A 15959-nucleotide genomic window follows, 5' to 3' on the forward strand; every position below is an offset into this window, starting at 1 on the left:
CTGCTGTTTTTAGAATACGCAGCGGAAAGGATATGAATTCAAAGTATGTTTAATTTTGAAGAAGAATTAAAAAAACTGCCTCATACACCGGGTGTCTATCTGATGCATAACAAGACCGATGAAATCATCTATGTCGGCAAAGCCATTGATCTGTATAACCGGGTACACCAGTATTTTCAGTCAGGATATAAACGCTCACCTAAAATCGAAAAAATGGTCAGCCACATCGCGTGGTTTGAATATATCATCTGCGAATCTGAAATTGAAGCACTGGTGCTGGAATGTAATCTGATCAAAGAACACCGTCCGCACTACAATACAATGCTTACGGATGACAAAAGCTATCCATACATCAAGATCACAGTCAACGAGGATTTCCCTCGTATTCTGTTCTCGCATCAGATGCACCGGGATCACGCCAGATATTTTGGTCCTTATACTAATGCAGGTGCTGTCAAGGATACCATTGATCTGTTAAAAAAACTATATCATCTGCGAAGCTGCAACAAAAAGCTGCCACAGGAAACAGGGCTGGATCGTCCATGTCTGTATTACCACATCGGACAGTGCAAGGCTCCCTGTCAGGGTTACATCTCAAAAGAGGACTACAGCAGACAGGTGGGACAGGCAATCCATTTTCTGACCGGGCATCACCAGCAGACGGTAAAAGAACTGGAAGAAAAGATGAAACAGTTGGCAGCCGATATGGAATTTGAACAGGCGGCAGAGGTTCGTGATCTGATCGAAAGCATCAAGCACATCGCGTCAAAGCAGCGTGTTGACAACACAACAACCGATGACCGTGACGTGATCGCGATGGCTACCAACAACATGAACGAAGGCGTTATCTCGGTCTTTTTCATCCGAAACGGCAAGATGATCGGCAGAGAACATTTTCATATGACCGGTGTGCAGTCGGAATCTTATGGAGATATTATGGCTGCATTTTTAAAACAGTATTACGCTTCTACTCCATTTCTCCCTAAGGAGATCATTCTGGAGCATGAAGTAAATGAGCAGGAGCTGATCGAACAATACTTAAGCGAACGACGGGGAAATCTGGTACACATCCTCACACCTCAAAAAGGTGACAAAGCTAAGCTGTTAAAGCTTGCGCGTGACAATGCTTTTCTTGTTCTGACACAGGATACTGAAAAGCTGAAACGGGAGCAGGCTCGAACAGAAGGTGCTGCAAAGGAACTGGCAGAACTGATCGGTGTCCCATCTGCCAAACGGCTGGAAGCCTTCGATATCTCGCACATCAGCGGCTACCATTCGGTTGCTTCGATGGTGGTCTTTGAAAATGGAAAAGCCAGACCCAATGAATACCGCAAATTCAAATTAAGAACGATCGACGGACCGGATGACTACGCCAGTATGCGCGAGGTTCTGACAAGACGATTTACCGATGAACGTTTTAAAGTCTATCCTGACATCCTTATGATGGATGGTGGTAAGGGACAGGTCAACATTGCCCTGGAGGTTCTTGACGAACTGCATCTGAATATTCCGGTTTGCGGTATGGTAAAGGATGACTACCACCGGACCAGAGGACTGTATTATAACAATAAAGAAGTGGAATTTCCAAAGAATACACAGGCATTTGACATGGTTACCCGTTTGCAGGACGAAGCCCACCGTTTTGCCATCGAATATCACAGAAGCCTCAGGAGCAAATCTCAGGTACATTCTATCCTTGAGGATATACCGGGCATCGGTCCTGCCAGACGAAAGGATCTGATGGGGTACTTCAAGGATATTTCAAGGATCCGAGAGGCATCCATCGAAGAACTGATGCAGGTGCCATCCATGAACCGGAATGCCGCCGAAGCGGTGTACGGATTTTTCCACAAGGAGTGAGCTAACCTGTGAATATATCTGCAAAAGATGGAAATGGCATAATATATTTGGACACTTTTGACCTTACCAACCAGGGGACGTTCCCACTCGTTTCCACTCTGTGTAACTTCGAACTAACCTCGGCTAAGCCTCGCTAAGGTCTCAGTTACTCCTGCAGCGGTACTAAGATGCTGCTAATGCACCATCACACCACAGGGGTGCGCTTTCGTTCTAAGCTCGTGCAAGCACTCACTAAGTACGAAATGTGAGTACCGGCGGACTCAAATGCCCCTGTTTTGGTAAGTCAAACTGTCCAAATATAATTTACTTTCTTATTTTTTTGCAGATATATTCACAATTATTTAATAAGGAGATAAAGATGGAATATAATTTTTTTGCTATGATTTCGAGAATGAAATACATCGACCGCTGGGCGTTGATGCGGAATACCAGAGAAGAAAATCTGTGTGAGCACAGTCTGGAAGTCAGCATTATCGCTCATGCACTTGCCGTGATCGGCAATACCTATTATGAAAAGGATCTGAATGCGGAGCGGGCTGCTCTGATCGGACTATACCATGACGCTTCAGAGATCATAACCGGTGATATGCCGACACCGGTCAAGTATTATAACGATGCTATCAAGGAATCCTTTAAAATGATCGAGAAAACAGCCTGCTACAAGCTGTTAAACAAACTGCCGGATGAAATGAAACCACAGTATGAACCACTCTTCTTCCGCCAGTCCGGAGATGAATATATCTGGAAGCTTGTAAAAGCGGCAGATAAACTATCTGCTCTTATCAAATGTATGGAAGAAACCTCTGTCGGCAATCCGGAATTCTCCAGCGCCTACGAATCCACAAAGATCGCTGTCGACAAGCTGGCTGCCGACCTTCCGGAGGTTGAACGCTTTCTGTCTGACTTCCTCCCTGCCTACGGCAAAAACCTCGACCAGCTTCAATTTTAAATAATTCTTGTTTTCAGATAGAACCCAACAGGCATAAAAAACTGAATGCAACAGCATTTTCAGATAACAATATCAAAAGTCACCGGCATATATCACAGCATACACTGTTATGAAGCAAGCCTTTCCGAGCGTCGGTACTTAAGTTGCGTCTTTTGCAACTTTATGTACCGCTACGCCGAGGAACAGAGCGCAAGCGTCTTGCGGAATAACATGTGTATACTGCGATATATGGCAGTGGCTTTTCGTTAATCATTAGCAAATGCTGTTGCATTCAGTTTTTCTATTTATCTCTGTGGTTCCACCTGAGCAAGAATTGACATGAATTCTTTGCCGGTGATCGTTTCATGTTCTATAAGAAAGCTGGCGATAGAATCCAAAGCTGCCATATGGGCAGACAAAAGTTTCTTTGCTTTATTATAGGAATCTCGCAGCATATCACGGATCTCCTTATCGATCTTGGTTGCAGTCTCATCGGAACACTGAAGGGCAAGATTTCTGTCCAGATACTGTCCTTCTATTGATTCAAGCTGCACCATACCGAATTTATCTGACATACCATACATGGTTATCATAGCCCTGGCGGTCTTGGTCGCCTTCTCAATATCATTTGATGCTCCTGTCGTTACAGAGTCAAATTTCAATTCTTCCGCTGCACGTCCGCCAAGCAGGGTTATAAGCTCTGCTTCCAGCTCTTTCTTGGATTCCAGATATTTTTCTTCTTCCGGAACCTGCCATACGTAGCCCAGAGAACCCATGGTTCTTGGAACGATCGTAATCCTCTGGATTGGCTCCGTGTGTTTCTGAATTGCAGCGAGTAATGCATGTCCGACTTCATGATAAGCAACGATCTGTTTTTCTTCTTTGCTGAGCAGACGATCCTTTTTCTCTTTGCCGGCAAATACAACCTCTACCGCACCGATCAGATCCTGTTGGGAAACCAGACTTCTGCCATCTCTGACGGCTGCCAGCGCTCCCTCATTTATGATATTTGCAAGATCCGCACCAACCGCACCTGAAGTTGCAAGTGCCAGTTCATGAAGATCAACCGTTTCATCCATCTTGACATTCTTGGAATGAACCTTCAGTGTATCGATTCTTCCCTTCAGATCCGGCTTCTCTACGATAACTCTGCGGTCAAATCGTCCCGGACGAAGAAGTGCCTTATCCAGTACCTCCGGGCGGTTCGTTGCCGCAAGGATCACAATACCCTTTGATGTATCAAAGCCATCCATCTCCGCAAGAAGCTGATTCAGGGTCTGCTCCCGTTCGGAATCTCCACCATGTCTGGAATCTCTGCTTCTTCCAATTGCGTCGATCTCATCAATAAATATAATACATGGTGCCATCTGTGTCGCCTGTTTGAACAGATCTCTGACACGGGAAGCCCCCACACCGACATACATCTCTACAAAGCTGGATCCGGACATGGAGAAAAATGGTACATTTGCCTCACCTGCCACAGCTTTTGCAAGCAGGGTTTTACCGGTTCCCGGAGGGCCGACAAGCAGCGCACCCTTTGGCAGCTTCGCACCGATATCCAGATATTTCTTTGGATTATGAAGGAAATCGACCATCTCTGTCAGAGATTCCTTAGCCTCTTCCTCTCCGGCAACATCCGCAAAGGTAACACCTGTTTTCTTCTCAACGTAAATCTTCGCATTTGCTCTACCTACACCGCCGCTTCGCTTCATGATCATCGACAACAACAGATAGAATGCAACGATCATTACAATGTAAGAAATGATCGTGCCAACCATGGCACTTCCGCTCTCATCAATGCCTTCATATTCTGTTCCATATTTCGTCTTTGCCTGACGAAGCTTCTCTGCCAGACTGTCATCCGATATTCTGGTTGCAGTATATTTTGTCTTACTGATCACCTTATCATCGGCATTATTTTCAAATACGATCTTGCTTCCATAGATCTTTACGGAACCAACCTCGCCCTTATCTAACATCTCGATAAACTGACCATATGTGACTTCCTCTTCCCTGCCGGATGACACCCGGTCAAATACGCGCCAGAATAAAAATGTCAGTAAAATGGAAATAACCAGGATCACCATGATCGAGCGATTGTTTCTTCCCTTATTTCCATTATTATTGTTATTATTGTTATTATTGTTGTTATTACTGTTATCAGGTAAATTGTTGTCCAATCAGAACCTCCTTTTTATACAGCCTGCCTGCTGTATTCTTCTTTTGTATATATTTCCGGCAATTCCGCATCCATTATAACCACGTTTTTCCCGGCTTTCAAGATGGTACTGCTTTTGTTCATGAAGATTTAACCTTTCTATTCACCCAGATAGTCCATCGCAATACCAAGAGAGGTTTCTCCTCTGCTGATCGTCAGGCTCCATTTTCCGATCTGAAGGTCTGTATAATTTGCACTGGAATCATCCGCAGAATACTCCTTTTCCTGATAGGAGCGGATCATCTCTGTTGTCCGTTCCAGACTGTCGCCCTGAAGCGTTTCATCCTCAAGTGCCATTACCAGATCTTCATAGATCTGATCCAGACAGAAACCATCATCGACATCCGGCGGATACTGCCATATTCGGACAGAGTGGATCGCCTGTGTATTCAGATCACTGTTTATGCTCACATCAATGCCATATTCGTCATCTGAAATATACTTTTCTTTATTATAGTATGTAAATGTATCTCCGTTTTGATACGAGTATTCATACAAACTCAGATTCCCGGCAGTCCCTGTACTTGTATCTTCAAATAAAATGTCATCTTCCTCTGCATTCTGTAAAAAAGCAGCCTCCAGCTCATCACTGGTGACGCCCTCATAATGAGCCACACCATCACAGGCTTCTCCCCGGTCATACACTTCATCGGCTGATAAGCCAACCAGACTGTCTGTGCCATAATCCGTGGTTTCTCCCGGCTGATAGATATAGCGGTAGCTGTATCCGTTCTCATCTACATAGTTTTTCTCATCCTGTTCATCCAGCATCTCATGTAATTCATCCAGAGATTCCTGCATCTTCTGCTTATCCCGGTACTGCTGCCATGCATCCCACAAGCTGCTCATCCGGAAGCATACTCCAATCGCAGCCAGAAAAAGCAGGCCAGAGATCACACTCTCTGCTTTCTTCGATTTCTTTTTCTTTGTCGTATAGGTCGTATCCAGATTCGGCATAGGGTTTGCCGATGTCGGAGTCCGATTCGCCCATTTCGGAAGCTCGGTTTCAAACTCATCATGGCAATCCGTTACTTCATCCTCAACTTCAGGTTTATCCGCACTGTAGTCCGATACATCCCCACTATATTGATACTCTCTCTGATAATCTTCAGGCTCTCGTCTTTCGTTCAGATAAAAGCTGTGGCTGGTTTCTATCGGTGTTACAAACCGTTTACAGGTTTTACAAAAATTAATACTGTTTACTTTTCCATCACATATCGGACAGATCTTTGTTCCCATAAGTACCTCCTCTTTCTTTTCGATACTTTATTTCTAACGCTAACTTTATATTCTTTTTCGGCATCCGTCAATATTCTTTTCTCCGGCTTGACATCCCCATGGAAACTCACTATTATTTTTTTAACTTATGATCTACAGGAGGTTTATGTCACATGCCCGGTTTTCTGATGCATCTGATCGAGGGTGAAATGATAATCAATAAAATAAATACAGGTGTAACTTCCGCAGCCGATTCCCGTCTGTTGGCAATAAAGGCCGACCCGGAACAGTTTCTCCTCGGCTGTATCCTGCCGGATATCACGGATAATAAAGAAAGAACGCATTTCCGTCCGGCATGGCAGAAGAATCTGATCACTAAATATCCGGATCTTGATTATATCCGTGCTCTCTACCCGGATGATGCGATATTGTCACCGGCTGACTATGGCATCCTGGCACATCTGCATCTGGATACCCACTATGTGACTGATTTCTGGCCGGACTATTTTACTATAGAAAATACCGCAGGGAATACCTGTTTTGATACAAGACAACCTTTGTATGTTCACATTTCCTCACAACCGGAAAAAAAGATTCCTCTGGCAGAATTTTTCTCTGACCGGTACTTTTATGGAGAATATGATAGGATCAATCCACGTCTGCTAAAGGACTTTCATCCATATATACCGGAACAAATCACTTATCAGCCGGAGCTTGTACATATTACAGAATGCCGGCCGGAGGATCCGTCACAGATCACAAAAGCTCTGCAGACGTACATTATTCAGAATCCGTCACCTGCCCCGGAAGCTTCCGTCACCCGTGCTGAGATTTTTCCATATGATGCAGTCATTGAATTTCTGGAACATATGGCAGATACATTTTTTACAGAATTCATTTAACCTGTCTTCCATATCAGCAGCCAAAATAATATTTATAATTTCACCCATAACAAACAGCCATCGATGCATCGGAAACGGATCCGTATATGGATCCGGCTTCCTTTTCATCAATGGCTGTTTTTTTATTTTCGGCTTATTTGATCTTCGCTTTTACTTTAACGGAATAAGCACCATATGTTTTTTTCTTATTCAGAGTCTTGTATGCTCTGACCTTGAAATAATATGTCTTTCCTTTTTTCAGGCTCTTCTTTGTCAGATTCAGCTTCTTTGTATCGCCGATCTTCTTATACTTGCCTTTCTTTGAGGTTGCCATATATACCTGATATCCACTGGCACCGGCTACCTTCTTCCAGCTTATCTTACATGCCTTTGATTTCGCTGTCGTCTTTACTGATTTTACCTTTGACGGCTTCGTTACAAAGGCCTTACTCTTCTCTTTGCCCTTTATCTTAGAGTTTCCTGACTTCTTATAAGCATATACACTATAAGTGTATTTGGTTCCTGCTTTCAGCTTCTTCGCATTGTAAGAAGATGCATTCTTACCCACCGTTTTTATAAGTTTCTTCTTGCCGGAGCCCTGCTTCTGGTAGATCATATATCCATCTGCATCAGATACCTTCTTCCATGTGATCTTTGCAGAAGTTGTCTTGATCTTGCTTACTGTAATCTTTTTCGTTACACCAGGCTTCTTCACATTTGGTGTGGTCTTTGCCTTAATTGCAAATGTCTTTGACGCACTTCCTGTATAATTGCCTTTTCCGGTTATCACAACCTTCGCTGTACCAACATTTGTATTGTTGGAATATGCTGCCGTGTAATCTGTATTCAGCTTCAGCACCTTACCCTTTAATGTAACAGTAACTGCAGGTGTTAACGCTTTTCCGGTGTAAGTCTGATCTGCCACCGTTATAACTGCCGCAGACAGATCTGTCTTTGTAACCGGTGTCGTCTGTTTTACAATTGCAAAATACTGTGTCAATGTACCGGTGTAATTTCCATTTCCTATAATCTGTATCACAGCCTTAGTTGTCGGCTCTATATTAGACTGATACGATACCGTATAGTCTGCAGATGCACCGGCGCTCAGCACTGCATTTCTTGCTGTATCCTTGACAATAACGGAAGGTGTGACAGCCTTTCCTGTATAGGATACGCTCTTTGTATAGGACACTGTACATTTCTCTATCTGTTTTGGAAGGATCGTAAAGGTTCCATATCCTGTATTTTTAAAGGAATCCGAAAGACCATTTACCGTGATCCTTGCAGTTCCGGCATTGATATTTTCAGAATAGAGCACACTGTATTCGGATGGATCGATCACTCTACCGGATACCTTTACTGTAACAGCCGGCTTCTGTTCCCTGCCGTTATAAGTCTGGTTCTCGGCCGTTATCTCTGCCTCCTTGAGATTGATCTCCTGTTTCTGGATTGAGAAATACCGGTCTATTGTTCCTGTATAATTTTCTTTTCCTGTGATCCGGATCCGTGCAGATGTTGTCACTTCTGTATTGTTCTGATAGCTGACATCATAATCCACATTTTTCTTCAGCTCAACTGCTCCATCCATTACCTTTACTTCCGGACAAACCTGCTTTCCTGTATATGCCATCAGATTTGCGTAAGTCACAGAAGTGTCTTTCAGAGGCTTCGCCTGGATCGTAAATTTTTCAGTTATCGTTCCCTTATAATTGCCTTTGCCTGTAACTGTGATCGTTGCAGTTCCGACATTGATATTGTTGGAATATGTCACATCATAGTTTGCAGCCGCCAGTGATCTTCCACTTATCAGAACAGTGCATCCCGGTTTCAGTTCTCCTCCTGTATAGGTATATGGAGAACCTGTAACCATGATAAAACCGCCATTATTTATATCAAAAGGCTGAATGGTAAAGGTCTTTTCAACTGTTCCATCATAATTGCCAAGACCTGTAATCTTTGCTTTTGCAGTTCCGGCATTGATGTTATTTGTAAATGCAGCTGCATAATCCTTGCCCTTTGTAAGCGTTTTGCCGTTAAAGGTTACTGTAATATCCGGACTTAACGCTGATCCTGTATAAGTCACTGTACCCACATTCATTACCAGTGAATCATTCAGCGATTTCCGCGTGATCGCAAAAGTTCCGGTTGTGGTTCCCTTATAATTACTGCCGGTTCCGGTCACAGTAACGGTTGCCGTTCCGACATTGGTATTGCCGGAATATGAAACACTGAATTCTGACAGATTTGTGATCCGCTTTCCACCTGTGGTTGTAAGGCTTACAACTGCCGGTGTAAATGCCGCACCTGTATATTCATATGACCGCTGTACAAGTGCTACTTCTGCACCTGTAATATCTGCTGCCACGATCTTAAATGTCAGGGTTCTTGTACCTGTATATGCTCCGATGCCCTGGATCGTAATGGTTGCAGTGGAACCGACCGTCTTATTGTTGGTTACTGTTACAGTATAACTCTCACCTTCTACCAGAGTAACTCCATCCCGTGTGATCCTGAGCTTCGGAATAATGGCTTCTCCTCCCTGATACTCCTGATCTCCGATCGATGCTATGCTGATTGAACTGTCATTGATGTTTGTTACAATCTTTGTGATCTTAAATGTACAGGCCTGTGTACCGCTGAAATTTCCATTTCCTGTGATCCGGATCGATGCACTGTCTGTTTCATTTATATTATTGCTATAGGAAACAGTGTAATCCGTTCCTGCCTTCAGTTCATAGGAACCATAGGTCAGTTTTACAGAAGGCTTTACCTCGGATCCGGTATATACCATCTCTTTGCTGTATTCTGCCTTACAGCTTGAAATAGCTCTGGCTGCGATCGTGAAGGTCGTCTTTGAACTTCCGCTATAGTTACCTTTTCCTGTTGCTGTAATCGTTCCTGTACCGGCATTGATATTATTTTTATAGGATAATTCATAATCTGCATTGGCAGCTAAAGTCGTAGTTCCAATCTTTACGGTTGCTGTCGGCTTCTGTTCACTTCCTGTAAATGTACATGCTGTAATATTACTGAAAACCGCTCCGTTGATCGATTTCTTTGTAACAGTAAATGTTCCCACTGCATATCCTGTAAAGTTTGCATTTTTTCCTTTTATAGTTACCGTTGCCGTTCCGCAGTTTGTATTATTCGAATAATTCACAGTGAAATTCGTCATACTGGTGTAGGTCTTTCCGGATACAGTTGTAAAGGATGTAACACCCGGAGTCTGTGGCATGCCTGTATATTCATAACTGTCTGCTTCCAAAACAACCTTTGCATTTGTCAGATCAAGTGCAACAACATTAAAGGTTACTGTTCTTGTTCCTGTATAATCATTGATTCCCGTAATAGTTACTATTGCTGTAGATCCTGCAGTATAGTTATTGGTATAAGTAACCGTATAATCTGTATTCAGAGTAAGGATCGTACCACCATTTCTGACTGTAACAGCAGGTCGGAGTCCCTGTCCTGCATTGTATTCCTGGTCTGCGATCGCATCGACTGTAATCGTTGAAGCATTGACGTCCGTACGATCTCTGGTGATCTTATATGTCAGTACTTTTCTTCCTGTAAAATTACCTTTTCCTGTCACTGTAGCAGTCGCTGCCCTTGTCTCATTTATATTATTGGAATAAGCAACGGTATAATCCGTACCCTCTATTAAGAGCTTCTGACCATATGTGATACGGATATTCGGAGTTACGGCACTTCCTGTCCATTTTACGCTCTCATCATAACTGAGCGAGCAATCTGCCAGCGCTCTTGCACTGATCTTGAAATTTACAGATTTCGTTCCACTGTATCCGTTCTTTCCGGTGATCGTAACCGTACCTGTACCACAGTTGACATTTGTGCCATATGAAACGGTGTAATCGCTGTCCTTCGTCAGTGTTTTGCCATCATAGGTCACTGTAACCTCCGGTTTGATCTGTGCTCCGGTATAGGTCTGATCTGCAATTGTACTGCACACTGCCCCTGACAGATCCGGCAGGGAAGAAGTGATCGTAAAGTACACGGTTTTGGAACCTGTATAGTTTCCCTTGAACGTAACAATTACCTTTGCCAGATTGCCGGCTGCTACATTATCTTTATAAGATACCGTATAATCCGTTCCTTCGGTCAGTGTATATCCATCTGAAGTGACCGACGTTACTGTCGGTCTGATCTCTGCACCGGTCTGATCAAAGGATGTCTGGTTCAGTGTTACCCTTGCTGTATTCGTCACATCCAAAGGATTGACGGTCAATGTACCGGTAACGGTTCCTGTATAATTGCCTTTTCCTGTCGCACTGATTGAAACCGTACCGGCTGTCTTTGCTACATAGCTTGCAACTGTATAATCGGTTTTATTCGTCAATGTTGTTCCCAGTTTGCTGTCATAAACACTGATCTTTGGTGAAAATACTTCTGCTCCATATTTATATGTTGCAGGCTCTGCCGTCAAAGTCGCCTTTGAAATATCTCTTGGATTGATCTTAAAAGTGAGGGACTTTGTATTTGTATATTTGCCGCATCCACTGATCAGAACCGTTCCATTTCCTGCATTTGTATTTGCAGAATAGGATACCGTATAATCCGTTCCATGCTTTAATGTCGTGCTTCCATCCTTTACCGCGACAGCCGGTGTCTGTGCCTGTCCATTATATGTACATGATGCTACATTCACGGTCGTCTGTGATATATCCTTTAAGGCTGCACTTCCACTGCTGATCGTATAGTTCAGGGATGTGCTTCCGGTGTAACAATCCTTACCTGTGATCGTCACGGTTGCGGTTCCCGGATTTATATTGTTGCTGTAAGAAAGTGTATAATCCACGCCTTCTTCCAGATACTGATAATCATTATTCTCATCCAGCCAGGAGTTCACATCAGCGATCGTAACCGACGGCTTCTTTTCCTTTCCATCATAGCTGTAATTGGAGTTGCTCAATGTGATGATCTGATCCTGGATATTGGCAGCCTTCAGATACCAGGTATAGGTTTTGGAACCACTGAAATTATTCATTCCCTTAATCACTGTTGTTCCCTTAGAACCAATCTCCAGATAATTCTCTGAAAGAGTAACATTCTCATAATAATCTTTCTCCGCTACCAGAACCTTTCCATTCCAGGTAACCGATTCGACTGTCGGAGAATTTGCCAGATTCTTTACATACGGAACATAATACTTGCCGGATACAAGCGTCATATCGGATGCAAATTTGACCTTTGCTTTATTGATCGGTGTGACACGAATTTTGAATTTTGCCGTATTGCTTCCTGTATAACCCTTTTCCGGTTTACCGGTTATCGTTGCCACGGCAAGCTCGGTTGCAGTTGACACGTTCACGTTATTTGTGTATACCACATCATAACAGTCCGACGGTACTTCCTCCCCATCTACCTTTACCGTAACCGGTGCTTCGATCGCCTCTCCGGTATAATAATTACCAAGACCGGTTTCCGTCGTTGCTACAACAGTAACCTTATGTGCTCCATCCTTTCCGGACAGATCGATCAGATCCGCTGCCTTCACCCAACCTGCAAATGGAATTCCTGCCCCGCCATACGGCATGATCATCGTGATGACCATGACAACGGTAAGGAACCATGCTGCCACTCTTTTTCCATGTTCTCTCATGCTTCTAAAATGCCCTCCTTGCTGTTATGCCCGCTGTATTATACACTTTATACAAGATGCCTCTACATTTGTACTGCCCCTCTGTGCATATTTTTCATTTCATCCTGTCTCCTATGATATTACATAAAAAAATACCCCAAATGCAGTTCCGCGCGAACAAAATTTAAGTGAATTTTACCATTTTTTGCATGCCGCTTCAATCCGCATTTGGGATATTTTTTATTTTTATTTTATAATATGTCACACTAACTGGTTGGAATATAGAAGATATCCAGCATCTCTTCTACCAGACTTCCCGTATCCACCTGATACTCATCAAAATGAGCAGGGCGTTCATACGTTCCCGGAAGCTCCTGTATATCCTTCTCTGCAACTGCTATATCCATTCCACGCATTCTGCTGAACAGATACAGGCAGGCATCTCTGTCCAGATTCGTCTGTAGATATGGACTTGCTGCCTCGTATACCTTCTTTATGATTCCCTTATCATCGGAATAGCACTGTTCAAACCGCTCCAGCCAGCCTGCCAGATACTGACTCTGACGTTCCATCCGCCTGCCATGTTCACCGACTGCATCCGTTACCGTATCCATCTTTTCCAGATACCGGTATGCGTCATTGCCCTGTAAGGTGACTACATCCTTCTCAAAGACATTCTCACTGATCGTATCTCTGGCTGTCAATGTTACCCCGCTCAGGACGTCATTGATATCTGCCATTGCATCCATGTCAAAGGCCACATAACCGTTAATCGGAAGATTATACATCAGTCCGGATACCGCATGTGTAAAATTCTCACAACTGACGATCTCTCCATCCCCATAACCATACGCCAGTCCGATCTGCATCCGGTCTGTAAGTGCTGTTTTTCCTTCTATGGTTTTAATATCCACATCTGTCATACTGTCACGATTTATATTAATAACGTGAAGCTTATCATTTCGAAGATCAAATACCACCAGGAAGCACAGATCGATCCTTCCGCCATACCGGACATATTCAGAGCCATTTGCATCCGAATAGGTCAGGGCATCATCTCTGTCTCTGAGATCTGCTTCCGTCGTAGCTTCTGTATCCTCTGAGGTTTTCTTTGACTTCTTTGACTTTTTGGGCTTTGTTTCCTCCGTTGCCGCCTCTGTTGTCTTCGGTTCTTCGTTCTTTTCCGATTCCTTCGGCACATACTCGGAATTGTCAACGCCAAATACCAGAATCGATACGGTATCTGTATTATAAACGTAATTCTTCCCTTTATATGTGATAGCCGTTGAAGAAGATCCGTCTGTATGAAAACTCACCTTTTCTCCCTGCGCATTTTCTGCCAGCCGGTTCTTTCCATTCATATACATTCTGGCAAATATACCGGCAGGGATCCCGGTCACAACCAGTACCACAACAAGCAGGATCACACAGACCTTTTTCCTGAGGCTCCATGGATCTTTCAGCTTTTTGGGTGCATGTACCGGTCTGGATTCCAGCTCCGGATCCAGCTTCTTCTTTTCCCGTTTCGCTTTCTCTGCCTTCTTCTGGAAAAATTCTTTTCTTATATCCTCTGTCTGGATACCTTCGGCAGCGATCTCTTCCTGTGTTTCCTGCACGATTTCTTTTATAAGCTGATCGACTGCTTCCTCACCAGTCTGCGGAACCGGAGCAGCAACCGGTTCTTCCGTCCGGCTGACCGGACGGCTGTTTTCGGTTTCCTGTTTTACTTCTGTCTTTTTTCCTTCAGGTTCTTTTTCCTCTGACTCTTTTTCTTCTGACTGTCCATCCTGCAATGCTTCTGCAAGCCGTATCGCTTCTAACAGCTTCTCGTCAAATAAATCTTCCATATAACAACCTTATGCATACAGTGGATACTTCTCTACAATACTCTTAACAAGTGCTTCTGCTTTTGCCTTGTCATCATCAATCACTGCTGCCTTGATCGCCTCAGCAATTGTCTCCATATCAGCTTCATTTGCACCTCTGGTTGTAACCGCCGGTGTTCCGATACGGATACCGCTTGTTACAAACGGAGATTTTGGATCATTTGGTACTGTGTTCTTATTTACAGTGATATGAACCTCATCTAAAAGCTTCTCTACTTCCTTACCGGTACGGTCCAGATTCTGAAGATCCACCAGCATAAGGTGGTTATCTGTACCACCTGATACGATATTGAAGCCTCTTGCCATTAATGCGGATGCAAGTGCTGCTGCATTCTTTACAACCTGTGCCTGATACTCCTTATATTCCGGCTGTAATGCTTCCTTTAAACATACTGCCTTACCTGCGATGACATGCATCAGAGGTCCGCCCTGGATACCAGGGAATACTGCCTTATTGAAGTTGAATTTCTCATTGATCTCGTTGCTGCACATGATCATACCACCTCTAGGTCCACGAAGTGTCTTATGAGTAGTGGTTGTTGTAACATGTGCATATGGAATCGGGCTCATATGAAGGCCTGCTGCTACAAGACCTGCGATATGTGCCATATCTACCATCAGATATGCACCAACCTCATCTGCAATCTCACGGAATCTCTTGAAATCGATTGCTCTTGCATATGCAGACGCACCCGCTACGATCAACTTTGGCTTGCATTCCTTTGCGATCTCAAGAACCTTGTCATAATCTATAAAGCCATCATCATTTACACCATAAGGTACACAGTGAAAATATTTACCGGACATATTTACAGGTGATCCATGTGTCAGATGTCCGCCATGATCCAGATTCATTCCCATAAACGTATCGCCAGGATTTAAAATAGCAAAAAATACTGCCATATTGGCCTGTGCTCCGGAATGTGGCTGAACATTTACATATTCACATCCAAATAATTCTTTTGCACGCTCTCTGGCAAGATCTTCCACTACGTCTACATACTGGCATCCGCCATAATATCTCTTTCCAGGATAACCTTCTGCATATTTGTTAGTCAGATGGCTTCCCATGGCTGCCATAACTGCCTTTGATACGATATTCTCTGATGCGATCAGCTCCAGATTGTTATTCTGTCTGTTCAATTCATCCGTCATTGCTGCCGCAACTTCAGGATCTACTTTTGTAATTTCATCAAATCCAAACATTTTCTTACCTCCTGGTATGTAATAATATATAACGCATTAATAGAAACAGTATACCATGTCCTCCCTTTCCATACAAGCCAACAAGTAATAGAAATAGGATAGAAATTGTAGGTTTGTCAAACATATGTTACACAGATGCCAGATAATCCTTTAGTACCTGATT

General features: G+C 43.5%; 8 protein-coding genes. 3 read left to right on the plus strand and 5 right to left on the minus strand.

The genetic code is table 11. From position 1 onward, the window contains the following. Positions 1-45 precede the first annotated feature (45 nt). Together uvrC and yfbR are read left to right on the plus strand one after the other, a co-directional pair. Positions 46-1860, plus strand: a complete 1815-nt coding sequence (gene uvrC / locus DWW85_RS09580; protein WP_117808481.1) for an excinuclease ABC subunit UvrC — start codon at positions 46-48, stop codon at positions 1858-1860. A gap of 358 nt (positions 1861-2218) precedes the next feature. Beyond that, positions 2219-2809: a 5'-deoxynucleotidase gene (yfbR, locus tag DWW85_RS09585; protein ID WP_117808482.1), complete on the plus strand. Its 591-nt coding sequence runs from the start codon at positions 2219-2221 to the stop codon at positions 2807-2809. 284 nt (positions 2810-3093) lie between these two features. On the opposite strand, the gene ftsH is transcribed toward yfbR, so the two are convergent. Then, positions 3094-4968, minus strand: a complete 1875-nt coding sequence (gene ftsH, locus DWW85_RS09590; protein WP_181986552.1) for an ATP-dependent zinc metalloprotease FtsH — start codon at positions 4966-4968, stop codon at positions 3094-3096. Positions 4969-5105: 137 nt separating this feature from the next. Next, complete coding sequence (locus DWW85_RS09595; RefSeq protein ID WP_117808483.1) at positions 5106-6245, minus strand: hypothetical protein; 1140 nt, start codon at positions 6243-6245, stop codon at positions 5106-5108. A 152-nt stretch (positions 6246-6397) separates the two neighbouring features. Here DWW85_RS09595 and DWW85_RS09600 point away from each other — a divergent pair, with 152 nt between their 5' ends. After that, complete coding sequence (locus DWW85_RS09600) at positions 6398-7126, plus strand: hypothetical protein (protein ID WP_117808484.1); 729 nt, start codon at positions 6398-6400, stop codon at positions 7124-7126. A 133-nt stretch (positions 7127-7259) separates the two neighbouring features. Here DWW85_RS09600 and DWW85_RS09605 read toward each other — a convergent pair whose 3' ends face one another. The 3 genes from DWW85_RS09605 to glyA all read right to left on the minus strand — a co-directional run bounded on the left by DWW85_RS09605 (position 7260) and on the right by glyA (position 15796). Next, positions 7260-12725: a fibronectin type III domain-containing protein gene (locus DWW85_RS09605; RefSeq protein ID WP_117808485.1), complete on the minus strand. Its 5466-nt coding sequence runs from the start codon at positions 12723-12725 to the stop codon at positions 7260-7262. A 245-nt stretch (positions 12726-12970) separates the two neighbouring features. Further along, positions 12971-14551 carry an LCP family protein gene (locus DWW85_RS09610; protein WP_117808486.1) on the minus strand — a complete coding sequence of 527 codons (1581 nt, stop codon included), beginning with the start codon at positions 14549-14551 and terminating at the stop codon, positions 12971-12973. Between the two features lie 9 nt (positions 14552-14560). Next, positions 14561-15796: a serine hydroxymethyltransferase gene (gene glyA, locus DWW85_RS09615; RefSeq protein ID WP_021944825.1), complete on the minus strand. Its 1236-nt coding sequence runs from the start codon at positions 15794-15796 to the stop codon at positions 14561-14563. Between the last annotated feature and the right edge of the window lie 163 nt (positions 15797-15959).

Origin of the sequence: Clostridium sp. AF17-21AC, assembly GCF_003461365.1 — a bacterium.
Classification (GTDB): Bacteria; Bacillota; Clostridia; order Lachnospirales; family Lachnospiraceae; genus Coprococcus; species Coprococcus ammoniilyticus.

Bases quoted from the DNA above. Each gene is read 5' to 3' on its own strand.
- uvrC (WP_117808481.1), top strand. From the start codon at position 46: ATGTTTAATTTTGAAGAAGAATTAAAAAAACTGCCTCATACACCGGGT.
- yfbR (WP_117808482.1), top strand. From the start codon at position 2,219: ATGGAATATAATTTTTTTGCTATGATTTCGAGAATGAAATACATCGAC.
- DWW85_RS09595 (WP_117808483.1), bottom strand. From the start codon at position 6,245: ATGGGAACAAAGATCTGTCCGATATGTGATGGAAAAGTAAACAGTATT.
- DWW85_RS09600 (WP_117808484.1), top strand. From the start codon at position 6,398: ATGCCCGGTTTTCTGATGCATCTGATCGAGGGTGAAATGATAATCAAT.
- DWW85_RS09605 (WP_117808485.1), bottom strand. From the start codon at position 12,725: ATGAGAGAACATGGAAAAAGAGTGGCAGCATGGTTCCTTACCGTTGTC.
- DWW85_RS09610 (WP_117808486.1), bottom strand. From the start codon at position 14,551: ATGGAAGATTTATTTGACGAGAAGCTGTTAGAAGCGATACGGCTTGCA.
- glyA (WP_021944825.1), bottom strand. From the start codon at position 15,796: ATGTTTGGATTTGATGAAATTACAAAAGTAGATCCTGAAGTTGCGGCA.